This is a genomic window from Acinetobacter sp. ANC 3832, assembly GCF_002135415.1.
Taxonomy (GTDB): Bacteria; Pseudomonadota; Gammaproteobacteria; order Pseudomonadales; family Moraxellaceae; genus Acinetobacter.
Genome location: NZ_NEGJ01000006.1, coordinates 166,235 through 191,380 on the forward strand (window position 1 = coordinate 166,235; position 25,146 = coordinate 191,380).

At 36.5% G+C, this 25,146-nt stretch carries 23 protein-coding genes; 12 read left to right on the plus strand and 11 right to left on the minus strand.

The window, feature by feature from the left end; translation table 11 throughout:
* Positions 1-14 precede the first annotated feature (14 nt).
* Positions 15-896, minus strand: a complete 882-nt coding sequence (locus B9T35_RS10315) for an NAD(P)/FAD-dependent oxidoreductase (RefSeq protein WP_086191026.1) — start codon at positions 894-896, stop codon at positions 15-17.
* A gap of 100 nt (positions 897-996) precedes the next feature.
* Here B9T35_RS10315 and B9T35_RS10320 point away from each other — a divergent pair, with 100 nt between their 5' ends.
* Both B9T35_RS10320 and B9T35_RS10325 read left to right on the plus strand, forming a co-directional pair.
* A complete protein-coding gene (locus tag B9T35_RS10320) occupies positions 997-1,446 on the plus strand; it encodes an RrF2 family transcriptional regulator (RefSeq protein WP_086191027.1) in 450 nt (149 codons plus the stop codon).
* A 188-nt stretch (positions 1,447-1,634) separates the two neighbouring features.
* A complete protein-coding gene (locus tag B9T35_RS10325; protein ID WP_086191028.1) occupies positions 1,635-2,093 on the plus strand; it encodes a DUF441 domain-containing protein in 459 nt (152 codons plus the stop codon).
* 146 nt (positions 2,094-2,239) lie between these two features.
* Here the strand turns inward: B9T35_RS10325 and B9T35_RS10330 are convergent, their stop codons facing one another.
* From B9T35_RS10330 to B9T35_RS10350, 5 genes are all read right to left on the minus strand, one after another.
* On the minus strand, positions 2,240-2,569 hold the full coding sequence (locus tag B9T35_RS10330; RefSeq protein WP_086191092.1) for a gamma-glutamylcyclotransferase family protein: 330 nt from the start codon (positions 2,567-2,569) through the stop codon (positions 2,240-2,242).
* Positions 2,570-2,666: 97 nt separating this feature from the next.
* Entirely contained in the window at positions 2,667-3,587 is a 921-nt protein-coding gene (locus B9T35_RS10335) for a LysR family transcriptional regulator (RefSeq protein WP_086191029.1), read from the minus strand.
* Positions 3,588-3,923: 336 nt separating this feature from the next.
* A complete protein-coding gene (locus B9T35_RS10340) occupies positions 3,924-5,600 on the minus strand; it encodes an AMP-binding protein (protein ID WP_086191030.1) in 1,677 nt (558 codons plus the stop codon).
* Between the two features lie 410 nt (positions 5,601-6,010).
* Positions 6,011-7,147 carry an acyl-CoA dehydrogenase gene (locus B9T35_RS10345; RefSeq protein WP_086191031.1) on the minus strand — a complete coding sequence of 379 codons (1,137 nt, stop codon included), beginning with the start codon at positions 7,145-7,147 and terminating at the stop codon, positions 6,011-6,013.
* 281 nt (positions 7,148-7,428) lie between these two features.
* On the minus strand, positions 7,429-8,199 hold the full coding sequence (locus B9T35_RS10350; RefSeq protein WP_086191032.1) for a 3-hydroxyacyl-CoA dehydrogenase: 771 nt from the start codon (positions 8,197-8,199) through the stop codon (positions 7,429-7,431).
* 134 nt (positions 8,200-8,333) lie between these two features.
* Here B9T35_RS10350 and B9T35_RS10355 point away from each other — a divergent pair, with 134 nt between their 5' ends.
* The gene (locus B9T35_RS10355) at positions 8,334-9,371 is read left to right on the plus strand and encodes an AraC family transcriptional regulator (RefSeq protein WP_086191033.1); all 1,038 of its coding nucleotides are present in this window, start codon (positions 8,334-8,336) and stop codon (positions 9,369-9,371) included.
* A gap of 257 nt (positions 9,372-9,628) precedes the next feature.
* Positions 9,629-9,976 carry a hypothetical protein gene (locus B9T35_RS10360; RefSeq protein ID WP_086191034.1) on the plus strand — a complete coding sequence of 116 codons (348 nt, stop codon included), beginning with the start codon at positions 9,629-9,631 and terminating at the stop codon, positions 9,974-9,976.
* Between the two features lie 63 nt (positions 9,977-10,039).
* Here B9T35_RS10360 and prmC read toward each other — a convergent pair whose 3' ends face one another.
* Both prmC and prfA read right to left on the minus strand, forming a co-directional pair.
* Entirely contained in the window at positions 10,040-10,858 is an 819-nt protein-coding gene (prmC, locus tag B9T35_RS10365) for a peptide chain release factor N(5)-glutamine methyltransferase (protein WP_086191035.1), read from the minus strand.
* Positions 10,858-11,946: a peptide chain release factor 1 gene (prfA, locus tag B9T35_RS10370; RefSeq protein WP_086191036.1), complete on the minus strand. Its 1,089-nt coding sequence runs from the start codon at positions 11,944-11,946 to the stop codon at positions 10,858-10,860. The genes prmC and prfA overlap by 1 nt, the downstream gene beginning before the upstream one ends.
* 360 nt (positions 11,947-12,306) lie before the next feature.
* Between prfA and B9T35_RS10375 the strand changes: the two genes are divergently transcribed.
* On the plus strand, positions 12,307-12,735 hold the full coding sequence (locus tag B9T35_RS10375; protein ID WP_086191037.1) for a hypothetical protein: 429 nt from the start codon (positions 12,307-12,309) through the stop codon (positions 12,733-12,735).
* A 163-nt stretch (positions 12,736-12,898) separates the two neighbouring features.
* On the opposite strand, the gene B9T35_RS18840 is transcribed toward B9T35_RS10375, so the two are convergent.
* A complete protein-coding gene (locus B9T35_RS18840; RefSeq protein WP_139842020.1) occupies positions 12,899-13,024 on the minus strand; it encodes a hypothetical protein in 126 nt (41 codons plus the stop codon).
* A 434-nt stretch (positions 13,025-13,458) separates the two neighbouring features.
* On the opposite strand from B9T35_RS18840, the gene B9T35_RS10385 reads away from it, so the two are divergent.
* The 5 genes from B9T35_RS10385 (at position 13,459) to B9T35_RS10405 (ending at position 17,784) form a co-directional block, all read left to right on the plus strand.
* Positions 13,459-13,980, plus strand: coding sequence for a glycine zipper domain-containing protein (locus B9T35_RS10385; protein ID WP_086191039.1), 522 nt, complete (start codon positions 13,459-13,461; stop codon positions 13,978-13,980).
* 171 nt (positions 13,981-14,151) lie between these two features.
* Entirely contained in the window at positions 14,152-15,156 is a 1,005-nt protein-coding gene (locus B9T35_RS10390) for an LLM class flavin-dependent oxidoreductase (RefSeq protein WP_086191040.1), read from the plus strand.
* 274 nt (positions 15,157-15,430) lie between these two features.
* Positions 15,431-15,910 carry an inner membrane protein YiaA gene (yiaA, locus tag B9T35_RS10395; RefSeq protein ID WP_086191041.1) on the plus strand — a complete coding sequence of 160 codons (480 nt, stop codon included), beginning with the start codon at positions 15,431-15,433 and terminating at the stop codon, positions 15,908-15,910.
* 368 nt (positions 15,911-16,278) lie between these two features.
* Complete coding sequence (locus tag B9T35_RS10400; protein ID WP_086191042.1) at positions 16,279-17,208, plus strand: reductase; 930 nt, start codon at positions 16,279-16,281, stop codon at positions 17,206-17,208.
* A gap of 21 nt (positions 17,209-17,229) precedes the next feature.
* Positions 17,230-17,784 (plus strand): flavoprotein, encoded by a 555-nt coding sequence (locus B9T35_RS10405; protein ID WP_086191043.1) that lies wholly within the window; start codon positions 17,230-17,232, stop codon positions 17,782-17,784.
* Positions 17,785-18,012: 228 nt separating this feature from the next.
* On the opposite strand, the gene B9T35_RS10410 is transcribed toward B9T35_RS10405, so the two are convergent.
* The gene (locus tag B9T35_RS10410) at positions 18,013-20,055 is read right to left on the minus strand and encodes a putative bifunctional diguanylate cyclase/phosphodiesterase (RefSeq protein WP_086191044.1); all 2,043 of its coding nucleotides are present in this window, start codon (positions 20,053-20,055) and stop codon (positions 18,013-18,015) included.
* A gap of 847 nt (positions 20,056-20,902) precedes the next feature.
* Entirely contained in the window at positions 20,903-21,739 is an 837-nt protein-coding gene (locus tag B9T35_RS10415) for a pyruvate, water dikinase regulatory protein (protein ID WP_086191045.1), read from the minus strand.
* 155 nt (positions 21,740-21,894) lie between these two features.
* On the opposite strand from B9T35_RS10415, the gene ppsA reads away from it, so the two are divergent.
* Together ppsA and B9T35_RS10425 are read left to right on the plus strand one after the other, a co-directional pair.
* Positions 21,895-24,273, plus strand: a complete 2,379-nt coding sequence (gene ppsA, locus B9T35_RS10420; protein ID WP_086191046.1) for a phosphoenolpyruvate synthase — start codon at positions 21,895-21,897, stop codon at positions 24,271-24,273.
* Positions 24,274-24,352: 79 nt separating this feature from the next.
* Positions 24,353-25,114, plus strand: a complete 762-nt coding sequence (locus B9T35_RS10425; protein WP_086191047.1) for an RDD family protein — start codon at positions 24,353-24,355, stop codon at positions 25,112-25,114.
* Positions 25,115-25,146 lie beyond the last annotated feature (32 nt).

Sequence of the window (25,146 nt, forward strand, 5' to 3'; positions counted from 1 at the left end):
TTATGAGCATACTTTTAGAAAATGAGAGATTTGTGCGCACTCATTCCTGCAAGCATGCCATCTCCAACAGCTAAAGGAACTGAACCACCTAAGCGCGCGACATCACCACATGCAAAAATGCCTTTGACTGATGTTTCTTTTAATACTGAAGTTTGAAGAAATTGTCCAAATTCATTTTTTTCAATTTTACATCCTAATTTCTCAATCCATGCTTGTTGTATTTGTGGCTTTGTTTGAACAAATAAACCATCAAAATGACCAACCTCTCCATGATCAAAAACAATATCTGCATGATGATCAATACATTGAATAGTGCGATCATCCAGAATCACAGCTCTTTTTTGCAATTGTTCTTTTTCAAAATCATTCAATAATGCCTGACCATTTAAAAGTAATGTTGTTGTGCCCCAATCAGGAAGCATCATTGCCATATGAAAGGCATGTGGATTGGTTGCCAATATTGCGATATTACCTAAATTTAACTCATAACCATGGCAATACGGACAATGAAACACTGATTTCCCCCATCGTTCAGCCAAACCTTGAATATTAGGAAGCTGATCTGTTACACCTGAGGCAATAATAATTCTTTTGGCTTGAATCGAGCGTAATTGATCTACACAAATATAAAACTCATCTGCAACCGTTTCTATTCGCTTAACCGAGCCAGTTTGCCACTCAAAGGTTGAATACTTTTGTAGCTGCTCTTTAGCTTGACTGACAATTTCACTTGCCGGTGTACCATCTTGTGTTAGAAAACCATGTGAATGCTCAGCAAATCGATTTCGTCTTTCTCCTGCATCAATCACAATGATGTTCTTGCGTGCTCTAACCAAAGGCATTGCTGCTGATAAACCTGCATAACTTCCACCAATAATTGCAACATCGTATAGCATCGTAATCCCCCAATAGGTAACTTTTAAAGTTACTATATTCAGGTTTGATTCTATTTGCAACTTTTGATGTTACAATTGTATTTATTTGAACATTAACGATATGCGTACAGACAGTAAACTCTCTAGAATGCTCCATGTGCTATTACATATGGCAAGACAGGAGAAATCTTTCACATCAGATGAAATTGCAAAAATGCTCACGACCAATCCTGTTGTGGTGAGACGGACGATGTCTGGTCTTAAAAAAGCAGGCTTTGTAAAAGCTGAAAAAGGACCCGGTGGTGGTTGGCAACTGGCGCAAGACTTATCCAATATTTCACTTTTTGATATATATGAAGCCGTGGGTGAACCGACTATTTTTGCTTTGGGTAATGAACGAGATCACCCTGATTGTATTGTTGAACAAATTGTTAATGAAGCACTCGATCAAGCTCTAAATGAAGCAAAATTACTGCTTATTCAGCAATTAAAATCAACTAAAATGTCTGAACTCGCTTTGGAATTTGAGCAAAAATTTAACCTTCAGCAATGCACAAAATCACACGATTAAATATTTCTCATTGGAAAAAAGCGATAGTTATTGAATAATAGGCTTGTTGCATAATGCTTTTATTTTTCACCTTACTGAAAAAAATTATTCATGCTTATGCATGATGTCTAACTCGTTGATTCACTAATTTAGCTTGATGTTCACTCTATTTAATATTTTGTTATAAACGTTAACACGTATGGTTGGTTATGCAAATTTCTAGTCTAGATTTAAACTTAATCGTTCTACTCGTTTTACTTGCATGCGGTGTCTTTAGCCACAATTCAGCGGTGACGATAGCAGCAGGTGTCCTTATTGTCTTTAGGATCACCCCTTTAAGTGAGTTTTTCCCTTTACTACAACAACATGGCTTAAATATTGGCATCATTATTTTAACCATAGGTGTACTCACGCCGATTGCAAGTGGGAAAATTGCGGGAGAAAGTATTTTAAAATCATTTATGAGTTGGAAATCACTATTGGCAATTGCAATTGGCTTACTTGTGGCATGGCTTGGTGGGCGCGGGGTTAAATTAATGAGTAATCAACCTGATGTTGTAGCAGGCTTACTGATTGGAACGGTTGCAGGCGTTGCGGTATTACGTGGTGTACCTGTAGGACCGCTGATTGCTGCGGGTATTTTATCGTTATTGATTGGAAATTCTTAAGTTTTATACAACGACAAAACAACGTGATATTCAATTTTTCAAAACAATAAATATCATCTTTTACATACAATTATTATAAAAAATTTATCATTTTTAAAACCGCCTGATCATTATGATTTACATTCATCAACAGGCGGTTCAGCTTTTTATTTTGCTTTTAAAACATAGACCAAACTTTCAACGGTACTGTCATCTTCAAGAAACACTTGAACCGATACTCGTTTATATTCATTGCCTTCAAACTCATCTAAATAAAACCAATGTTGTGCAAGATGATCTGAGCTAAAAATATAACCATTCACTCGCTCACCATTGGCATTTAAATGAATACCTGGGCTTCCTAATTCAGCACCCCATCCAACATTTTCCAATGTACCCAAAATATAACCCGCCTGCCATGTTCCACCAATATTTTCCATGACATGAGCATTGGGCTGATTTGGCCTTAATGTTCCGTAAACAAATAAACTGTTCATTTTCAAATCCATCATTTTCGATTTCGTGTATAAAGCCTCTCACTTATCCTTTATGAAGAAAAATAATGAGGCTATGAATACTGGCATAAAATATCTTTTAAGAACTGTAATAATTAGCACGTTTCAACGCAAATTTTTCAAGTTGTTTTAAAAAACCTTCAAAATAACTTTTTTCCAATTCTTCAGTACGATAGCCTGCATATAAGGTACGGCGCAAACCTTGTGCAGATACGCAATCTAAACGGCGAGACGTAACCCAACCTTTTTGTTCATATTCATTTACAACCCAGTCAGGTAATGCACCAATTCCTCGTCCACTAGCCACAAGTTGAATCAACATCTGGGTTAAATCAGTTGTACGAATGTGCTTTGGTAAAATATTTGCAGGAATAAATAGTTTAGACATAATGTCTAAACGATGTTTATCTACAGGGTAAGTAATAAGCGTTTCTTCAGCCAATTCCTGAACTGTAATTTTCTCAGCTCTGACCAAAGGATGCGTATTGGATAACACCAATCTTGATTCATATTCTAAAATTGGGAAGTATTCAATGCCTTTTAATGCAATTGGGTCTGCTGTGATCAGTAAATCAAACTCTGCATTTTGTAAAAGCTCATGCGGATTCGCCTCAAAACCAGAAGCAAAGTCTAGGTCTACATCTGGATATTGTTGACGATATTGATTCAACAAAGGCATTAACCAGTCAAAACAGCTATGACATTCGGATGAAAAAATAATCCGTCCAGTTTGCCCATGCACAATACGCGTGATATCTGTTTGCGCAATTTGGATCTGTGGTAATACATCATCTGCTAATTTTAACAAACGCTGTCCAACATTTGAAAAAGATACAGGACGACTTCGACGATTAACCACTTCAACACCATACCAATGATCTAATTCTTTGAGTTGATGAGAAATCGCTGATGGTGTAAGGCACAAATCATTTGCAGCCGAGACCAATGAACCATGCTCTCGCAATGCAAGTAATGTTTTTAGATGTCTAATTTCTAACATGATTAAAGACCTGCAAAGTCGATGACTGAATAATAAATAAATTAGGTATCTTTCTTACTGTCTTAAAATAAGTAGCAGATAAGAAATGATGAACATAATTCACTATAGCATATATTTAATTAGAAAATTTCAACATTGGAGCTATTTGATTATTGCTTTAACAGATTAAGCTTTTTAATTATAAAGAAATACGCATATTTACTGAAATACAGATTCTCGATTATTCGTGTTTTGGCATTAAATATGAACTTAAATTTACTGAAGAATAAGTATTTAGATTTTATTAAAAAAAAGCACCCTTCCGGGTGCAAAGTATGGAACTTTTAGAATTGAGAATTAGCTCGCTTGTTGAACCTCTTGCATTTTGGCAATTTCCTGTTGTTTGAGTAAATTACGCTGAATTTTCCCACTCGAAGTTTTCGGTAAACTTTCAACGAACTCAATCTCTCTTGGATAAGAATGCTTAGATAAGCGAGAACGGACATAGTCTTGAAGTTTAGTATTTAACTCAAGAGAAGCTAAAAATTGAGGTTTCAATACCACAAAAGCTTTCACCACTTCTGTACGCTCATGATCAGGTTTACCAATCACTGCGGATTCAAGCACTTCTGTACATTCAAGCAAAGTACTTTCCACATCAAAAGGACCGACACGATAGCCTGACGTTGTAATGACATCGTCTGCACGCCCAATAAAATCTACACCCCCTAATTCATTAAATTTAACTGTATCTCCTGTTAAATAATAATGACCAACAAATGATTTGCGATTATTACCGCCATAGCCTTTAAACCACGTTAAAGGTGATTGTGAAAAGTCGATAGCCAGTGTGCCTACACCACCTTTTTCTACTTCTTCATTGTTCTGATTTAACACACAAAAACGATGTCCAGGATTTGCATAGCCTGCTGAACCGACTTTAATTTCATGTGTTAAAGCATGATGATTACCAATCACCATCCCCAATTCAGTCTGTCCATATTGATCATAAATATTGACATTTAAGTCATGATTAAACCAATGGATCACTTCAGGTGTGAGTGGCTCGCCTGCACTACTCACTACACGCAGATGTTCTTTAATAGATGGATCAAATTTTTCTTTAAAACCGAAAAACATACGAAAAGCAGTTGGTGAACCGGTTAAATTACTGACTTTATATTTTTTGATGATTTGCACGGCGTTATCTACGCTAAATGCTCGCTCATCCATAATAATGCTATGACCTAAGCCTAACGGTCCTGTAATACCGTAATACAAACCATATGCCCAACCAGGATCTGCCAAATTCCAGAATGAATCTTCTTTACGTAAATCCACCGCATGGCGCATATATTCTTTGAATGCCAACACTGCTTTTAGAGGGACAGGTACAGATTTAGCAAGACCTGTTGTTCCTGAAGTAAACATCATCAGGAAGTCATCTTCAAAACTTTGCATCACAGGTTCACATTCAGCAGATTGTTGTTCCAATACCTGCCAAAAATCAGGATCAGAATGCTGAGTATTTTGAGACGGAGTACTTTGTGACTGTATGCTCTGTGATTGATGAATTGTTAAAACATGCTCAATTTCAATATGATTTAATTTTGGGCGTTGTTCTTCATTGGTCACAATCAGTTTGGTATGTGCTGTTTCAACTCGATGCTCAATGGCTTTAGATTCAAATGCGGTAAATAAAGGCTGATAAATTACACCAATACGCCATGTTGCCAAAATCGTGATGAGTAATTCAGGAGTACGAGGCAATAATCCTGCAATACAATCGCCTGATTGAATACCAATCGATGTCAAATAATTTGCAAGTTTGCCTGAAGCTTCTGCCAGTTGATCAAAGCTCCATTGCGTAGATTCGCCATTTTTGCCTTGCCAAATTAAAGCTGTTTTATTTAAACCTATATATCGTGCACAACACTCCACATAAGCATTGATCGCCTGTGGCGTTCCAACCAATTGTTCAGCAATCAGTTGTTCATAATCAAATTCTTGATGGGCTTGTTCCAATGTCTTCATGACGGCAACCTCTAATCCTATTCTTTACAAAGCATCTTGCTTTGCGCATCCTGCATGATGAATCTATGTCTCAGATTTTTATTACGGCTTGTGAGATAACAGCGTGTTGTATGACTATTTTTGCTATCCGTTCAATCATTGAACTGTGTATATTAGATTTCTTGTATAAAGCCTTTCTATTTCACTTTTAAGGAGAAAAATAAAAAGGTTACTAAGCGTGCAAGAAGTCTATTAACGATGCATATAGATAATCATGAATAGAATTGAACATCAATTTCCATAGACCTCATTTACATTGCAGTTTTTGGATATAAATCAACCTCAGAAAAATATGTTCTAAGCATATGAAAGCTAAATTGAGAATAAAAAAGGATTCAATCTATGAATCCTTTTTAATACGCTCTGTAGAATCAAATCTTCGTCACTTCTCGTGCAATCACCAAACGCTGAATATCTGAAGCACCTTCATAAATCTGACTAACTCGTACATCACGATAGATACGCTCTACAGGGAAATCTGAAACATAACCATAACCACCATGAATTTGAATGGCATCTGAGCAAACACGTTCAGCGATTTCTGATGCAAACAACTTCGCCATAGAGGCTTCTTTTAAACACGGTAAACCTGCATCTTTTAAATTTGCCGCATGGAAAATTAACTGACGTGCCGCTTCAATTTTGGTTGCCATATCCGCTAAACGGAAAGCCACCGCCTGATGTTGCACAATTTCCACACCAAAAGCCTTGCGCTCATTGGCATATTCAACCGCTGCATCCAAAGCAGCTCTCGCCATACCCACACATTGCGCTGCAATACCAATCCGACCAGATTCTAAATTTGACAGTGCTATTTTATAACCTTCGCCTTCTTTGCCTAATAGGTTTTCAGCAGGAATACGGCATTGATCAAAAATAATGGTTGCGGTATCTGAGCAATGTTGCCCCATTTTATCTTCGATACGGGAAACAATATAACCTGCGGTATCTGTAGGAACCAAGAAACAAGAAATGCCCTTTTTACCCGCAGATTTATCTGTTACTGCAAAAACAATCGCAATCTGAGCATGCCGACCTGAAGTAATAAATTGCTTCGTTCCACTTAAAACCCACTCATCACCAACACGTTCAGCTTTACATTCAAGAGCACCTGCATCTGAACCTGCTTGTGGCTCTGTTAAACAAAAACAGCCTAGCCATTCACCTGTTGCCAGTTTGGTCAAATATTTTTCTTTTTGAGCCTCTGAACCGTATTTTAAAGTAATACCACATGGCAATGAATTTTGTACACTCACGATGGTTGAGATCGCACCATCACCTGCGGCAATTTCTTCAATGGCCAAAACCAGTGATAAATAATCTAAACCTGCACCACCCCATTGTTCAGGAACAGTCATGCCTAAAGCACCCAAAGCGCCTAATTCTTTTAATTCTAAAGCAGGAAATTGATGTGTTTTGTCACGCTCAGCAGCCGTCGGTTTCAGTTTAGCCTGCGAATAGCTACGCATCATGTCCTGAACCATGCGTTGTTCATCATTTAAAAGCATTGAATATCCCTTTGATGTTCAGGTTGTTAAATTCGACATTTATTAAAATTTAAGAAATATTTGATACACGACAACCCCATTCGCAACCTGAAACACTTCTAAAAAGATAATGTTTCTGCGAAGAAGTGGACTGTAAATTCAATTAAATAGGTTTTGCGAATGAAGATAGTTTTGCCTACTTTTCCTGAAAGAAAAGTAGGTCGAACCGAAGGTTATATAAAACCTTTACTTAATAATGCAAAGACTCCACCACAAAGATAAAGATCACAAATCAAAATAGATTATTTAGGTTGCATACGAATCGCGCCATCCAAGCGAATTACTTCACCATTCAAATAAGCATTTTCACAAATATGCCCAACCAAATGTGCAAACTCTTCAGGTTTTGCTAAACGAGGTGGAAATGGAACCATTGCACCTAAAGCATCCTGAACATTTTGTGGCAAAGCTTTCAACATCGGTGTTTCCATAATGCCTGGCGCAATAGTCATCACACGAATATGTTCACGTGCCAATTCACGTGCCAAAGGCAAAGTCATTGCAACCACAGCACCTTTAGATGCGGCATAAGCCGTTTGACCAATCTGACCATCAAAAGCTGCAACAGATGCAGTATTGACAATCACACCGCGCTCTTCCTCACCTGCTTTTAATTCATATTTCGCAATTAAATTTGCAGCAAAACGCAGCATGTTAAATGTACCCGTCACATTCACATTCAAAACTTTTTGAAAAGCATCCAATGCGTGAATACCATTTTTACCCAAAACTTTTGCAGAAGGACCAATTCCCGCACAGTTAATCAAACCATTTAATTGACCGAATTCTTGTTCTACATCATTAAAAAACTGTTCAACCGTCACTTCATCGGTTACATCTAGTTTTACAAATTTAGACTTCTCACCTAAACGATGTTGCATTTCATGACCAAGGTCTTGGTTCATATCCACCATAATCACTTTAGCACCTTGACCGACTAAATGTGTTGCTGTCGCCGCACCTAAACCAGATGCACCACCTGTAACAACAAATACTTTTCCTGCAATTTTCATATTATTTTCCTATTCATTATTTGAATGACGATTCGACTTAAGATGCAGAGTAATCATACTCAGGCTTGAGTACAATTTCCAAAAGTTGCATCCTGTATGATGTATTTGGACAATGAAGTCGTAGTGACAAAATAATGGAATATGAATTGAATAATCAACAGTTGCAATACAGCAAAGGAACGATTTCAATTGAACTCGTACATGAAGCACTGTTATCTGCCCATGACAAAGGCATCAATACACAACATATCCTGCAAAAAGCAGGAATTCCTCTTGAGCTGATGCAATCCAATAAGACCCGTATTTCCGTCAGTGCTTATGCACAATTATGGATCGAAATTGCAAATCGCATGAATGATGAGTTTTTTGGCATGGATTCCCACCCGATGCGACGTGGAAGTTATCAGCTGTTATCTAAAATGGTGATGCGCGCTGAAACATTGGAAAAAGCATTACAACAAATTTTACAGTTTCTTAATATTGTTTTAGATGATTTTGAAAGCACATTATTTGTTGAAGAAAATTATGCCTATATCGTGATTCAGGATAAAAAACCAATCAAACGGATGTTTAGCTATGCCACATATTTAATGCTCATTCATAGCTTAATGTGTTGGCTCACCAAGCAAAGAGTTTTACTCAAACAAATTCAATTAAAATGTGATGCACCGTTGGATGATCAAGATTATAAAGTCCGTTTTTGTGAGAGTATTCAATATAATACCGATAAAAATTATGTGCAGTTTGATGCAAACTATTTAAATATTCAAATTAAACAAGATCAAAAATCATGGCATCAATTTATCAAAAACACACCGCACAACTTATTGATTCGTTTTAAAAATCCAAATTCGCTCAGTTCACTGATTCGCAAACATCTTATACACGTTCACCCTGCGGAATGGCTCGAGTTAAATGAATTAGCCATGCATTTAAATATGTCTGAAGCGACCATTCAACGGCGCTTAAAATCAGAAGGCATGAGCTATCAACAATTAAAAAATGATATCCGTCGTGATACAGCGATTGAATTTTTAACCAAAAGTACAAAATCATTGCAAGATATTAGTGACGAACTTAACTTTCATGATCCCAGTGCTTTTCACCGTGCGTTTAAAAAATGGACGGGAGTCAGCCCAGGTGCGTATCGATATGAGAATGATGATTTATGAAATTTTATGAATAAATTTGACCAAACAGTCAAATTATTAAAAAACAAAATTAGTCTTTGATTATAAAGATGATCTTATTTTATTTTGAAAAAATAATATTTTTTTCAGGACTCACTCATCTGAATACATTTGCATTACATGAATAATTAGCTTATTTTTCAATCAATTTAGAACATATTTTATGTTCATTTCGGCTGTACTCCTGTTGTATCACTGTTGTTTTCTCTGTTAAATCTCCTTAGATTATAGGTCATGACATGCTTAAAATGATGGATGTACTAGAACAAAATCTAGTTCAAAATTTCATTACCTCCCTTTCAGCTCAAACTGAACACACCGATGAACTCATAGATGGCATTATGAATGCATCTGAGGGTGATTTGAAAACGGCAATTCATCATTTCCTTTCCCAAAATGATGCAGTTGAAGTTGCACATGCACTTGATATTCAACAAGATCACATTCAAGCAATTCAAACAGGTTTATCTTTAAAAAAGGAAAACCTTGCGGATACAGCTAAAATTGTTGCCTTGTGTTTAGCGCTTGAAACAAATTCATTAGACCACGTTGAAATTGCAGAAAGTCTGCAAGATTACCCAATGTAAAATATTGTGAAATCAAAAAACGACTCATTTGAGTCGTTTTTTATTACCTATTGACGATCGCGATTAATTCACCCACTGACCTAAAGTCACTCGGTCATTACCACCATAGTCTTTCTCAGTTCTCACCTTTTTAAACCCAGCATCTCTAAATATTTTCTGAACAGCATTCGCTTGATCATAACCATGTTCTAATACAATCCAACCATTGGCTGCCAACCATTTTTTGCCTTGTTGAACAATATGTTCAATATCCGCCAAACCATGTTTATCAGCAACTAATGCACGTTCAGGCTCAGAGGCCAACTTAGGCATATGTGAATCATCTGCATCAATATAAGGTGGATTTGAGACAATCACATCAAAATATTGACGATCTAATGCTTTAAACCAACTGCCCAAAAAGAACTTCACTTGCTCTAAATCATGCTTTTCAGCATTAAATACCGCAACTTCTAAAGTCGGTTCATAAATATCTGTTGCTGTGACTGCCCAATTTGAGCGTTCACTCGCTAATGATAATGCGATCGCACCCGTACCTGTCCCTAAATCAACAATTCTAGCATCATCTGGTAAATCCAAATGCAGAACCGTTTCAACCAAAACTTCGGTATCAGGTCGTGGCACCAAAGTATCTTGAGTAACTTTTAAATCTAAAGTCCAAAAAGGCTGTGAACCTGTCACATAAGCTAAAGGCTCGCCTGCTTCAATACGAGCTAAAGCATCCACATAGGCTTGCTCTTGTTCAGGTGTGAGTTCCTGAGTTTTCTTCATCACCAAATCAAAAGAATCAATTTTAGTAATATGTTCGAGTAACCATGCATTTTCTTGGTGTTCGTAACTTTCGGGTTCACCACGTAAGGCTAAAGCCTGTGCAATATTCATTAACCACCATTCTGCTGTGCAAGTAACGCTAACTGATCAGCTTGATATTCACGATGCAAACTATCTAATAACTCGTTCAAATCACCTTCCATCACCGCATCTAACTTATATAAGGTTAAATTAATACGATGATCTGTCATGCGACCTTGTGGATAGTTATAAGTACGAATACGTTCTGAACGATCACCTGAACCGACTAAGTCACGGCGCATTTCCGAGGTTGCAGCATCAGCAGCAGCACGTTTGGCATTCTCTAAACGTGAAACAAGTAAAGCCATGGCTTTGGCTTTGTTCTTATGTTGAGAACGCTCATCCTGACATTCAACCACTGTACCAGTCGGTAAATGAGTAATACGAACAGCAGAATCTGTTTTGTTAATGTGCTGACCACCCGCGCCTGATGCACGGTAAGTATCAATACGTAATTCTGAAGAATTAATTTCAACCGAAGTATCTACATCAATTTCAGGCAGAATCGCTACAGTACAAGCTGATGTATGTACACGACCTTGCGATTCAGTTGCAGGTACACGTTGTACGCGATGCGCACCACTTTCAAACTTCAAGCGACCATAAACACCTTCACCATTAATCAGGCAAATCACTTCTTTATAGCCACCATGTTCACCATCACTTTCGGATAGCACTTCAATACGCCAACCTTGAGTTTCAGCGTATTTACTGTACATACGATATAAATCGCCCGAGAAGATTGCCGCTTCATCACCACCCGTTCCTGCACGAATTTCTAGATAAGCAGAGTTTGCATCATTCGGATCTTTTGGAATCATCAAAATATTAAGATCAGCTTCTAGCTGTTCAATGATGGCTTTATTCTCTTTAATTTCTTCCTGAGCCATTTCTTTAAAGTCAGGGTCTGATAACATTTCTTCAGCAGTAGCAATATCTTTTTCAGCTTGCGTATATTTCTTCCAAACATCTGTGATTTCAGTTAAATCATTATGCTCACGTGACAAATTACGAAAGCGCTTATTATCGGAAATGACTTCAATATCCGCCAATAATGCTGTTAATTCTTCATGTCGATCACAAAGTTGATCTAATCGTAAACGTAACGATTCTTTCATTTTAAATAAGTTCTCAATCTATGCCTTACCATACGTATCAGAAAGATACGGTAAGAAAATTCAATAATTGTACATAGTTTACCGACTCTGCCCTTTAATTGACATATCCTAGAAACAATCTCTGGAAAAATGCAGAGTGAATGGTATGTTCACCACAAAGATTAAGTGATTATTTAACCAGTTATCTTCATAATCTCTTCGTAAATGTGGGTTTAAGATACGATTTTAATAGAAAGCATACATTAGGATACTAAACACTATAAGAAAGATGGATCTTCTCCATACTTTTCGAGAATCCTTTTGTTACATTTGTTACATCGAATAGAGATAGAGCTGTCCAATTCGGACATGGAGCAATAAATGAAATTAAATGCGATGTTATTAAGCACTGCTTTAGCAGTAACTTCTATATTTACAGTAAGTGCTCATGCCGACAACTCAACTCGTATCGCTGTAACTTCAGCACTTGGTAGTGTTGCTGGTACTGCCATTGGTAAACAAATGGGTGGTAATACAGGTGCGATGATTGGTTCCGCTGTAGGTGGTGCTGGTGGTGCTGCTGTTTCGACCAATAAACGTGACCGTACTGCTGCTGCAATTGGTGGTGGACTAGGTGGTGTTGGTGGTTATGCTGTCGGTAAAAATGTAGGCGGAACAACAGGTGGTTATCTGGGTGCTGCTGCAGGCGCGGCTGGTGGTTCAGTATTGGGTAAAAAAGTATCTCAAGACCGCCATTATGATGACCGTAAATACAGCAAAAAACATTACCGTAAACACCGTCGTCATTGATTCAAGGACATAACTTAAAAAGTTAATCTCATTTAAAAGTTTAAAAAGCACCTTTAAAGGTGCTTTTTTGTTATTGGTCTTATTCGGATAAATGTGGTGAGATCAATCGGTAAATAATTCATCATCTGATCGTAAACTTAAACTACGACCTCATGATTGCGCATTAAAAATAAATTTGAATCAATTTTTCGTCGACAGCTACATCATCATTTTCAAAACTTGATGCTTTTTCCAAGCAAATTTTAGCTTGGTCATAATTTTCAAGTTTTAAATAAGCACTACCCATCACTTCATAAATTTCTTTTTAAGGTGCATCAATAGTCAAAGCAAGATGGGCATACTTAATTGCAATCTCACCATCCATATTTCCATGATAAATTATTGCACTTCTCTAATAAGCCTCCACACATTCAGGATGGCCCTCAATAATTTCAACTAAAATTTGCAATGCTTCTTTTAAAAAGCCATTTTCCTCATATTTCTTTGCAATTTTAAACTTAGCTTTTAACTCAAACCCGTTCGTATCATTTATTTTTCGAGCAACACTTTCAGCTCAATATAACCGAACTTGACCAATCATGAAGAAATCTAAGATAAAAGTTACAATCCATGAACCAATTGATGCTATTTGGATACAACGGCATTCATATTAAAACCGCACTACTTCGGTAAATTTGATCTCAAGATAAGCCATTTGAATAAACTTCAAAACGGAGTTTGAACATGAAATTACAAGCAATCCTTGGTGCAACGATCATCGCGACAACAATGATGACAGCACATGCAGGCAATTCAACCAATACTGCAATTACCTCAGCTTTAGGTGGTGTCGTTGGTGCTGCCATTGGTCAACAAATGGGTGGCTCTACAGGTGCAATGATTGGTTCAGCTTTAGGTGGCGCAGGCGGTGCAGCAGCTTCGGCCAATAAACGTGACCGTACAGGTGCAGCCATTGGTGGTGCTTTAGGCGGTGCTGGTGGTTATACCGTGGGTCGTAATGTATCTGGTACAACAACAGGTGGATATATTGGTGCAGGACTTGGCGCCGCAGGTGGTTCAGTACTCGGTAAAAAAGTCAGTGAAGATCGTCGTTATGATGATCGATACGATGGTGGCTATAATGACCGTTATGACCGTCGCTCTTCTGGTTACCGCAATAGCAATTATCGCTACAATGACCGTAACTATCGTCATGATAACGGCAACCATTATGGACAATACAAAAAAAATCGTTGGAATGACTAATCCCGAGCCCATAAATAAAGCACTTCAGGTGCTTTTTTTATTGGATAAAAATAAATATTCTGATCACTGATTTTAGCGCTCAATAAAAAAACACAATATATCGATAAATTCCGATATACAATATATCACTTATATCGTATTATTTCGATATATTAGAATTTGAGAATACAGATGAAATCGTTACAAGAGACTAAATTTTCAATCTTAGAACTTGCACCTGTCCGTGATGATCAAAGCGTTGCATTTTCTTTAAAGCATGCTTTAGAACTGGCTCAACATGCTGAAAAACTCGGTTATGAACGCTTATGGCTTGCAGAACATCATAATATGGATGGGATTGCCAGTTCAGCAACAGCAGTTTTATTGGGTTATATTCTTGCAAACACGCAAAAAATACGTGTCGGTTCAGGCGGTATTATGTTGCCTAATCATGCACCTTTAGTGGTGGCTGAGCAGTTTGGTACTTTGGCAACTTTATATCCAAACAGAATTGAATTAGGTCTTGGACGTGCACCGGGTACAGACCAAGTGACCATGCGTGCATTGCGTCGTGGTCAACAAGAAACGGAAGATCAGTTTCCACAAGATGTCGTTGAAATACTACGCTATTTCGGTGATGCTCAACAGGGTCAACGCATTAAAGCGACGCCAGGACAAGGAACACATGTACCAGTATGGCTTTTAGGTTCTAGTTTATTCAGTGCACAACTTGCTGCAAGATTAGGGCTTCCCTACTCTTTCGCATCACATTTTGCACCACGGATGTTGGGTCAAGCGATTCAACTCTATCGTGATAATTTTGAGCCTTCACAATATTTAGATAAACCCTATGTGTCTATGGGTGTACCAACCGTTGTTGCTAAAACCGATGATGAAGCACAATATTTAGCGACTAGTGTCTATCAACGAATTCAAGCATTATTAACAGGGCAAAGTTTAAAACTGAAAGCACCTGTAGATACGATGGAAGGACGTTGGTCTGTTTCGGAAAAAATAGCTGTACAAAACTTTTTAGCAATGGCACAAATCGGCTCACCTGAAACAGTGAAACAAGGTTTAGAAAATCTGCTGAAACAATATGACGTGGATGAGTTTATTTTCACTTGTGATATTTATGATACAGATAAACGCTTAGATAATTTTAGTTTATTGATGGATCTTAAAACTCAAGCTTAAACCTATAATATCTCTCGTATTCAACCCATTTTCTAATCTCTATTAGAGAATGGGTTTTTATTGAAAATAATAAAATTAGACTTACTGTAGAAATGCTGTTCACTTCCTTTTTAAAGAAGAAGGAGCTTATTCATACATATGCAAGATAACTTTCCTAGAAGAATATTTTTATGAAAAGATAACTTTTGCTTAAAATTGAAAACAATTGCCATCTAAAACAACTTAGGCATAATAGATCATATAAAAATTTGCAAAAAATCAATAAGGAATAACAATGGATACTTATATCAATAAACCCACACCTGCCTTTATAGCAGCAAGTTGGGTCGCTCTACTTGCAGGCGCAGCCGCTTATATCGTGGGTCTATTTAATGCTCAAATGATGTTAAATGAAAAAGGCTATTATCTCATCCTGATTCTTTATGGCTTATTTTCCGCTGTATCTCTACAAAAAGTTGTTCGAGATAAATTAGAAGGTACGAATGTTACGCCGATTTATTTTGGACTGTGTTGGGCTTCTGTGGTGATCTGTCTTGTACTATTGGCTTTAGGTCTATGGAATGCCAACTTAGCGCTCAGTGAAAAGGGCTTTTATATTATGGCTTTTTTACTCAGCTTATTTGGTGCTGTTGCTGTGCAAAAGAACATCCGTGACATTGAATATTTAAGAACACATTCATCTCCGATTATTCCAATGAAATCATTGGATAATGAAACTATACATATTGAAAATAATGAAGAAAATAAGTTTTGATTAAACTTAGGACTCGAATATATTTAAGCTTTAATGATATTCAAAAATTAAAAATCTTGCATCAGTTTTAATAATCTGGTCATTTTTTCTCAAATGATAAATTAAAAGGAGTTATGTAAGAAACCTATTCAAGACATTTTCATGATTCAAAATTCTCAAAAAATATTACCTCTAATCGAGTAACAGACTTGTCCCTAAATGATAAGTCTGGTTTTTATTTCTACTTCTGTCACTAAAATTTTATTTTGTTAATCAAACAACTACTCTATTGATATTTTCAATCATGCAATATTGAGCACTTTTGCAAACTCCAACACAAAAATTAACCATAAACTAAAACTAAGAAAAACAATTAATGAGTAGAAATCATGGCTTCAATCGATTTAGAAAAAATGTTAGAAAAAGTCAAAAGCACCCAATGGACTTTGTCTGATATTGATTGGGATGCCCCAGGGCGGGAATTGGTTACTGCTGAGCAATGGCCTAAACTAAAAGAGTTTATGGCTGATTTAATGTGGATTGAACATGTTGGGGCTCGTGGGTTTGCTGCGATGTCAAAGAAAGCGCCAACACAAACATTACGAGATATGTATTCTCTTTTTCATGCTGAAGAACAACGCCATGCTAATGCAGAAATGGCACTTATGAAACGTTGGGGCATGTTGGATGGTGATCTTCCCAAACCAAACACAAATTTGCGTTTGGTGATAAAATGGCTTGATCGCTATGCTGATGATATGCCTTTTTATATATTAGGTGCTGTTATTCCCATGCTTGAAGTTGCTTTAGATGGTGCTTTGTGTACATTCCTTTTAGAAACGGTGGATGACCCTGTATGCCATCAAGCTTTTGAACTCATTAATGGGGATGAAGCAAGGCATTTAGGTGTTGGTTTTAGCGTTATGGAGGCTCAGGGTATTAATAAAAATGTGATTGAACTTGCTCAAATGGCAGCACGCTTCTTCGACCCTCGTTTATTATTGGGAGGCCTAGCCTATCTACCTTTAATTAATAAGATGCGTGACAATATTGTAAAATTAGGTCTCCCTGAAGAAAAACTCTATGCTGCAATGAGAAAATTTAACCAAATTGGTGGGCGTACTGCTGATGGTCGCCGTAACCCTTGGTTTCAAATTGTTCGGTTTCATGGTCGTAATGCAATAGATAGAAATAAAAAATGGTTCCATGTACCCATCGATGCAATGGTAAAAATGACTGATCAGATTCCAGAAAAATCTTTACCTAATGTACCATCTTGGATATATGAATTAACATCAGAACCAACAACATCTAACTAAAAACAAAAAGGATATATCAACATGGTCACCAAGAAAAAGAGCCAACAGGACGGTTTTTTTCAAAATACAGCTGATTTTTTTACAAACTTTAAAGGGAAATTAATTTCTGCAGAAGATATTAAACTGACAAACTTTAATGGATTAAATGTAGCTATTATTGGTGCGAACCAATTAACCGTAACGCATTTAGATCCTATTTGCCAAAAAGCCAAATTTGTAAAAGTATTTCAAATGGCTCCTCATTTTGTACTTCCACATACAGAAAAAGGGGTACAAAAACTCGTTTCACATCCTTTGATTATTAAAAATCGCCGCTTGTTTAACAATAGAGTGAAATCATTATTGGCGATTCGCTACCTTGATGTGCAAGTTCAAGAACAATGGCTAAAACGCCAACTGATGCCAAACTCTGCATCTGAACATAAAGTATTCCTAAAATCTGATACTTATTATTCGGCTTTACAACTTGAAAATTGCAAACTCATCACTTGGCCTGTGGTTAAAATAACTGAAAATGCTGTACAAAGCATGGAAGGCATTGAGCATTTGGTGGATGTGATTATTACAACCTACTAAAATTTAGTCTAATACAATAAAAAACCAGTCAACCTTGGCTAGTTTTTTATTTATTAGTAAGTGTATTTTTATGATTATGTTACTCGATTAATAAAAATAAAGAATATTTGGTAATTTATAAAGTTAAACTTATTACAATAAACCTTTTTCATCACTCATTTTTTTCAACTCCCTATTGTGAATCCCAGCAATCAAATTGAACCTTAAGTTAAATTTTTCAAATAACAATTAACACAATCTCATCGTTTTTTTTAATCTTTTTGTGGTGACATCTTTACTTTCAGCTTTACCAAATAAGAATCCTTGACCGATTTTACAACCACTTTCGAGTAGAATATCGAGCTGATCTTGAGTTTCGATACCTTCAGCAACAATATCTAATGCTAACTTTGGTCCTAAGTCATTTATAACTTGAACAAGCGCTAAAATTGTCGCATCTGTACCAATCAGCTGAGTAAAACTTCTATCTATTTTCAAACAATCGACAGGATAGTCTTTCAACCGAATCAAAGATGAATGCCCTGTGCCAAAGTCATCTAAAGAAATTTTTATACCTTTTTGTTTTAATAGCTCTAAGGCACGAAGTACATAATCAGCCCCACGCTCTTCTAACATTTGTTCTGTCACTTCTATTTCAATGAGCTCATACGGTGTCTTAAAACATTCCATTCGAGCCAATAATTGCTCTGCATAGTCATCACGTAAGAACTCTACAGGTGCAGCGTTAATCGCAATTCTTGGAACTTGATAACCTTGTACCAACCAATTAGAAATATCTTTAAAAATTTTATGATGCATCCGCTCACTAATTTGGCTAGCCAACTGATAATCTTTAAATGCTTCTGCAACAGCAACAGGAAACATCAGCCCTTGAGATGGCGAAATCCAACGTAGTAATGCTTCTAAACCCACCAATTGACCCGATGTTAAATCAATCTTAGCTTGATAATAAGGTGTAATTAAATCCATACGCACGATTTTCCGCGCTAGATTTAATTGTGTCGCAATATTCTCTGTTTCAATAAACATTTGTTGATTGAAATAACGAATACCGCCACGCCCATCTGCTTTTAAGTCATTTAAAGCCGTATCCGCATTTTGTATTAATATAATTGAGTCGTTTGCATCTTTAGGATAAAGCGCACAACCAATACTCATACCGCCATTAATATATTTTCCTGCATATGAAATAGGTGATTCAATTTGTTGTAATACCAGTTTGGCAATCTGATTAAACTCTTCAACTGAAGTCAGTTTTCCAACAGCAATGGCAAACTCATCACCACCCAAACGCGCAACAAAAGCATCTTCACCCAATACCGCCATTAACCGTTTAGACAATACTTTCAACAAATGATCACCTGCGGAATGTCCCAAGGTATCATTCACATGTTTAAAGTGATCTAAATCAAGTAACATCACCCCTGCAATATGTTGTTTTTCTTTGGCATTAGCGAGCATTCTTTTCAATCGTATTTTAAATAATCTACGATTATATAATCCTGTTAAATCATCTAATTCACTATTTTTACGATAATTATTTTCAGATTTTTTTTGTTGAGTCACATTTCGAGATACACAGACAATGATTGGTGTTTGACCTTCTTTATCCAAAATAGGCGTCAAGATTGTATCCCAATATTCAATTTCATCTGCCAATATGTTTTTTACAGAAAAACGTGCATTACTGCCTTGAACTGCTTGATCTAAAGCTTTTTTTGCACGTCCTCTTACATCTACAGGCAATAAATCAATCCACTGCTTTCCTGTGACATCTAGATTTTTTTCTAAACCAAAAACACGATAAGCTGTTGTATTAATCTGTCTAATACAACCATCAATATCAGTCACAACGATAGAGTCAACACTGGCATCCAACATATTTTTATACGTATCTAATTGTTCAACAATATCTGTATAAGATGTTTTCTGATCTTGAATATCAAATGCGGTAATAATTAATACATGTTGACTCAGGGCTTCATTAAAAAATTTAATAAAATGAATCGAAAACCAAGAGTATTCTATATTTTGTACGTATAGCTGTAATTCTTTTTCAGTACTTTGTTGATCATCTTGTTGCTGATAAATATCATGCATTAATGTTTGGATATGTTCTGCATGAACAAATGAATGTAGATGATTTACTAAGCCAATTTTATTTTCCCATGCGGAATTCACACAAATACAATCCCCCTCAAGCGCAAAAATTCCAACAGCTTGAGACAAAAAATTATAAGCTTTGAGTAATTCATCTAAATTTGCATGCATTTTATTCGGCTTCTTATATTAAGCTGATCTAACGAACAACGATTAAGAGTGGCAGTATAATGACTACGCCTCTCTAAACAACAATCAAAAAATAAATACCAAACACATTTTACGTTTTAATTCGTCATTTTATAATTAATAAGTAAACTCTATATTTTTACCAAATTATGCATTTTTATTCAATTAAAATTCGTTATTTATCTATTTAAATTATTAAACAGCCAATCAGCATACATTTGAATATTTAAAAACTATAATAAATAGTAATTAATTATAAAGTTTAATTAAACAATAATTTAATTAATTTAGAATTTTTTAAAAAATATTGATAAACATTAAGATATATTAATAAATATAGATTCTATTAATTTAACGGAAGGCTATGTATTACTCAATAATAATAATAATAATAATAATAATATATACCATATAATACCGATATCTATAATGTTTGTATTTTAATCATAATTAATTCATTTAATAAGAACTAAATTAATTCGAATAAGTTTAAGTATTATTTTGTGTTATTTACATTAAGCCTCATATCCCTCTTCGAAAATTTAAGCGTATTAAGCTAAAAAGAAAAACTTAAAATTTTTTCCATCTATTTTTCTTATATTGCTTAAACGAGAATACATATTCATAAATCTTTTTTGAATTTGCACAAATTGACTATGAATCATCCCCACTATTTCTAACTCAATCTCATTCCTAAAAGTCTTGGTAATACTCCCTTCATCATGGACTTTATTTTTAATAGATTATTCATATAACAATGCAATAATTTTTAGATCTAAAAAAAGAGCTAAATCGATGATTAGCTCTTCTTCTAAAGAAGCAAAAATGCTTAGCCAATTCGGCGTTTCAAACCCGTCATTTGCAAAACACGTGTAGAAATTTCTTCAATCGACATTTCTGAAACGTTTAAATATTTAATTCCTTCTGAAATATAAATACCTTCAACCGCACGTAGCTCCATCTGACATTGACTAAAACTTGCATAGCGGCTATTTGCTTTACGCTCTGTACGTATTGCAACTAAACGCTCTGCATCAATCATTAAACCAAAAAGTTTATTTTTATGTGCTTTAAGAACTGCGGGTAAACGGTTGTCATCTAGGTCTTCTTCCGTCAATGGATAGTTCGCTACACGAATCCCAAATTGTAATGACAAATAAATTGAAGTTGGCGTTTTACCTGAACGAGATACACCAATTAAGATTAAATCTGCTTTGTCATAATGACGAGTGCGTGCCCCATCGTCATTATCTAACGCGAAATGAACCGCATCAATACGTGCTTTATAAGACGCAGAATCCGTCACAGCATGGGTTTGTCCGACTAAAGTTGTAGGAGGAGTACCTAAAACATCAGACAACTTACTAATAAGACCCTCAAATACATCAAGATTTACAGCATTTGCAGTATTAATAATATCACGTGCATAAGGGTCAACTAAGGTGTCAAAAACCAAAGGTAACTCACCATCACGCTCCGCACGTGCATTAATTTCTGCAACAACGTTCATTGCAGCCTCTTCAGAGGTAATATAAGGGATAATATGAATGTCAAAATTTACATGTGGAAACTGTGCAAGTAAAGAGTGGCCAAGGGTTTCAGCGGTAATTGCTGTACCATCTGATATAAAAAACACACTTCGCTTTATTTGTTTACTTTCTGACATTAAAATTCTCCTCAAATATTTGTCTTAACGCTATATAATCTTTATAGTAAACCCATCTTACATGACTATCACTTAGTAAAATTAAAATGCTAAGTTTTTTGTTATAATCTTATGCCAAGCATAGTGATTAATACTGCAAAAGTGGAGTAAAACCTTTGGAAGCACGCGTAATCGGTCTGGAAAAACTAGGGAAACACGACGTTGAGATCGTGGGTGGTAAAAACTCTTCACTTGGTGAAATGATCAGCCATTTAGCAAATGCTGGCGTATCAGTGCCAGGTGGATTTGCAACGACTGCTGACGCGTATCGTGAATTCTTAGAGCAAAGTGGCTTAAATGCCAAAATCTCTGCTGAATTAAAACAATTGAATGTTGATGATGTAAATGCACTTGCTGAAACAGGTGCAAAAATACGTCAATGGATTATCGACACTCCACTTACGCCATCATTAGAAAAAGAAGTTCGCGATGCTTTCGCTGAACTTTCTAAAGGAAACCCAGATATCGCAGTTGCGGTACGTTCTTCAGCAACTGCAGAAGACTTACCTGATGCTTCATTTGCGGGTCAACAAGAAACATTCTTGAACATCCGCGGTATTGATAATGTCTTAATCGCGATTAAAGAAGTGTTTGCATCGCTCTACAATGATCGTGCAATTGCTTACCGTGTACACCAAAACTTTGACCACGACATTGTTGCCCTTTCAGCGGGTATTCAGCGTATGGTTCGCTCTGAAACTGGCGCAGCAGGTGTAATGTTTACACTAGATACTGAATCAGGTTTCCGTGAAGCAGTATTTATTACTGCTTCTTACGGTTTGGGTGAAATGGTTGTTCAAGGTGCAGTGAATCCAGATGAATTCTATGTATCTAAACCGTTACTTAGAAATGGTAAGCATGCTGTAATTCGCCGTAACTTGGGTTCTAAGCACCAAAAAATGATTTATGGTGAAGAAGGTTCGACAAGTAAATCTGTAGTTGTTGTTGATGTTGAAAAACAAGACCGTCAACAATTTGCTTTAAACGATTTAGAGCTTCAAGAATTGGCAAAACAAGCGTTGATTATTGAAGAACATTACGGTTCTCCAATGGACATCGAATGGGCTAAAGATGGCGATGATGAACAACTTTACATCGTTCAAGCACGTCCTGAAACAGTAAAAAGCCGTGAAAATGTCGGCACAATGGAACGCTATCTGCTTAAACAAAAAGGTACGGTTCTTTGTGAAGGTCGTTCAATTGGTCAACGTATTGGTTCTGGTCGCGTTCGTATTGTGACGTCTATTAAAGAAATGGACAAAGTACAAGCGGGTGATGTTCTTGTATCTGACATGACTGATCCAGACTGGGAACCCGTGATGAAACGTGCTGCAGCGATTGTCACCAATCGTGGTGGTCGTACGTGCCATGCTGCAATTATTGCACGTGAATTAGGTGTTCCTGCAATTGTAGGTTGTGGTAATGCAACTGAAGTACTTGTAGATGGTCAAGAAGTGACTGTTTCTTGTGCCGAAGGTGATACTGGCTTTATTTATGAAGGTGCGCTTGATTTCGAAATTCAACGTAACTCAATTGAATCTATGCCTAAACTCCCATTCAAAATCATGATGAACGTGGGTAATCCTGACCGTGCATTTGACTTTGCTCAAATTCCAAATGAAGGGATTGGTCTTGCACGTTTAGAATTTATCATCAACCGTATGATTGGTGTACATCCTAAAGCATTATTAAACATTGATAGCCTACCACGCGAAACACGTGCAGCTGTGATGGCCCGTACTGCAGGTTATTCTTCTCCAATCGAATTCTATGTAGAGAAATTGGTTGAAGGGATTTCTACACTTGCTTCTGCATTTGCTGATAAACCCGTGATTGTTCGCATGTCTGACTTTAAGTCGAATGAATATGCGAACTTAATCGGTGGTAAATTATACGAACCTGAAGAAGAAAATCCAATGTTGGGCTTCCGTGGCGCAAGCCGTTACGTTTCTGACAATTTCCGTGACTGTTTTGAGCTTGAATGTCGTGCATTGAAAAAAGCGCGTGACGAAATGGGCTTGACCAATATTCAAATTATGATTCCTTTCGTACGTACTGTATCTGAAGCGAAACGTGTAATTGAGTTATTGGGTCAAAACGGTCTTAAACGTGGTGAAAATGGCCTTAAAGTGATCATGATGTGTGAATTACCAACCAATGCTTTATTGGCTGAACAATTCCTTGAGCACTTTGATGGTTTCTCTATCGGTTCAAATGACTTAACACAATTAACGCTTGGTTTAGACCGCGACTCAGGCATCGTTTCTCATTTGTTTGATGAACGAGATCCCGCAGTTAAAGCTTTACTTTCTATGGCAATTCACGCATGTCGTAAAGCAGGTAAATACGTTGGTATTTGTGGTCAAGGTCCTTCTGATCATCCAGATCTTGCACAATGGTTAATGGAACAAGGGATTGAATCAGTTTCATTGAATCCAGACTCTGTTCTAGACACTTGGTTCTTCCTTGCTGAAGAAAAGACTAAACAAGTTTAATAAAACGTGTTAGAAAAGACCCATTAAGTGGGTCTTTTTTTTGCCCATCATTTTAGATTTAGTTTGAGATTGTAGTTTTATGCAAATTTACTTGGCGAGAAATAATCAACAAGCGGGTCCATACACCATTGAGCAATTGAACCAAATGCTCGCAAGCCAGCAAATTTTACTGACAGATTTAGCTTGGCATCAAGGCATGACTGAATGGAAAGCTTTAGGTGAATTAACTCAAGGTAAACTTGTTTATGAGCCAACGGGCTATACTCCTCCAGTCGCTCCATCACAAAATACGACTTATCAAAATCCCGCAATCAACAAAATTAATGTCGTTGCTAAAAATCAGGAACCAGCATCATACAATTCACGTATTTTAGCTAAAATCTTAGATCTTTTCTTGTGGATTCCAGCCGCGATTATCCCATCATTTTTTTTGAATCCAAGCCAAATTACAGAACTTGAAGCGCTTCAACAGAAAATGCAAGCAGCGAGCAGTTCGACTCAAGCCGTTCAGTTGCAAGAACAACTTCTTACGCTTATTCCCAATAATGCTTGGCTCTTCATGTGCCTTTACATTGTCATTATGCTCGCTGTACAAGGCTTTTTAATTGCAAAATCTGGACAAAGCCTAGGCAAGAGAATTACTGGAATTAAAATTGTAGATGCTGATTCAGGCGAAAAAGTACCCCTTGTTCGTGCATTCTTTTTGCGTAGTGTTCTATTTATTATTTTAAACCTAATGGTCATGCCTTTTGTTGCGATTATTGACTCTGTCTTCGGATTGAGTGCCAAACGTCAAACTTTACATGACAAACTGGCTAAAACTAAAGTAATTAAACAATAAAAATATCGCTTTTTAAAGGGATGATTCGTCAT

What these genes read in the sequence shown, in the direction of transcription:
- B9T35_RS10385 (WP_086191039.1), top strand. Translation starts at nt 13,459, where the DNA reads ATGAAATTACAAGCAATCCTTGGTGCAACGATCATCGCGACAACAATG.
- B9T35_RS10340 (WP_086191030.1), bottom strand. Translation starts at nt 5,600, where the DNA reads ATGAAGACATTGGAACAAGCCCATCAAGAATTTGATTATGAACAACTG.
- yiaA (WP_086191041.1), top strand. Translation starts at nt 15,431, where the DNA reads ATGGATACTTATATCAATAAACCCACACCTGCCTTTATAGCAGCAAGT.
- B9T35_RS10335 (WP_086191029.1), bottom strand. Translation starts at nt 3,587, where the DNA reads ATGTTAGAAATTAGACATCTAAAAACATTACTTGCATTGCGAGAGCAT.
- B9T35_RS10325 (WP_086191028.1), top strand. Translation starts at nt 1,635, where the DNA reads ATGCAAATTTCTAGTCTAGATTTAAACTTAATCGTTCTACTCGTTTTA.
- B9T35_RS10320 (WP_086191027.1), top strand. Translation starts at nt 997, where the DNA reads ATGCGTACAGACAGTAAACTCTCTAGAATGCTCCATGTGCTATTACAT.
- B9T35_RS10410 (WP_086191044.1), bottom strand. Translation starts at nt 20,055, where the DNA reads ATGCATGCAAATTTAGATGAATTACTCAAAGCTTATAATTTTTTGTCT.
- B9T35_RS10350 (WP_086191032.1), bottom strand. Translation starts at nt 8,199, where the DNA reads ATGAAAATTGCAGGAAAAGTATTTGTTGTTACAGGTGGTGCATCTGGT.
- B9T35_RS10345 (WP_086191031.1), bottom strand. Translation starts at nt 7,147, where the DNA reads ATGCTTTTAAATGATGAACAACGCATGGTTCAGGACATGATGCGTAGC.
- B9T35_RS10425 (WP_086191047.1), top strand. Translation starts at nt 24,353, where the DNA reads ATGCAAATTTACTTGGCGAGAAATAATCAACAAGCGGGTCCATACACC.
- B9T35_RS10375 (WP_086191037.1), top strand. Translation starts at nt 12,307, where the DNA reads ATGAAATTAAATGCGATGTTATTAAGCACTGCTTTAGCAGTAACTTCT.
- B9T35_RS10400 (WP_086191042.1), top strand. Translation starts at nt 16,279, where the DNA reads ATGGCTTCAATCGATTTAGAAAAAATGTTAGAAAAAGTCAAAAGCACC.
- B9T35_RS10360 (WP_086191034.1), top strand. Translation starts at nt 9,629, where the DNA reads ATGCTTAAAATGATGGATGTACTAGAACAAAATCTAGTTCAAAATTTC.
- B9T35_RS10405 (WP_086191043.1), top strand. Translation starts at nt 17,230, where the DNA reads ATGGTCACCAAGAAAAAGAGCCAACAGGACGGTTTTTTTCAAAATACA.
- B9T35_RS10390 (WP_086191040.1), top strand. Translation starts at nt 14,152, where the DNA reads ATGAAATCGTTACAAGAGACTAAATTTTCAATCTTAGAACTTGCACCT.
- B9T35_RS10415 (WP_086191045.1), bottom strand. Translation starts at nt 21,739, where the DNA reads ATGTCAGAAAGTAAACAAATAAAGCGAAGTGTGTTTTTTATATCAGAT.
- prfA (WP_086191036.1), bottom strand. Translation starts at nt 11,946, where the DNA reads ATGAAAGAATCGTTACGTTTACGATTAGATCAACTTTGTGATCGACAT.
- B9T35_RS10355 (WP_086191033.1), top strand. Translation starts at nt 8,334, where the DNA reads ATGGAATATGAATTGAATAATCAACAGTTGCAATACAGCAAAGGAACG.
- prmC (WP_086191035.1), bottom strand. Translation starts at nt 10,858, where the DNA reads ATGAATATTGCACAGGCTTTAGCCTTACGTGGTGAACCCGAAAGTTAC.
- B9T35_RS10315 (WP_086191026.1), bottom strand. Translation starts at nt 896, where the DNA reads ATGCTATACGATGTTGCAATTATTGGTGGAAGTTATGCAGGTTTATCA.
- B9T35_RS10330 (WP_086191092.1), bottom strand. Translation starts at nt 2,569, where the DNA reads ATGAACAGTTTATTTGTTTACGGAACATTAAGGCCAAATCAGCCCAAT.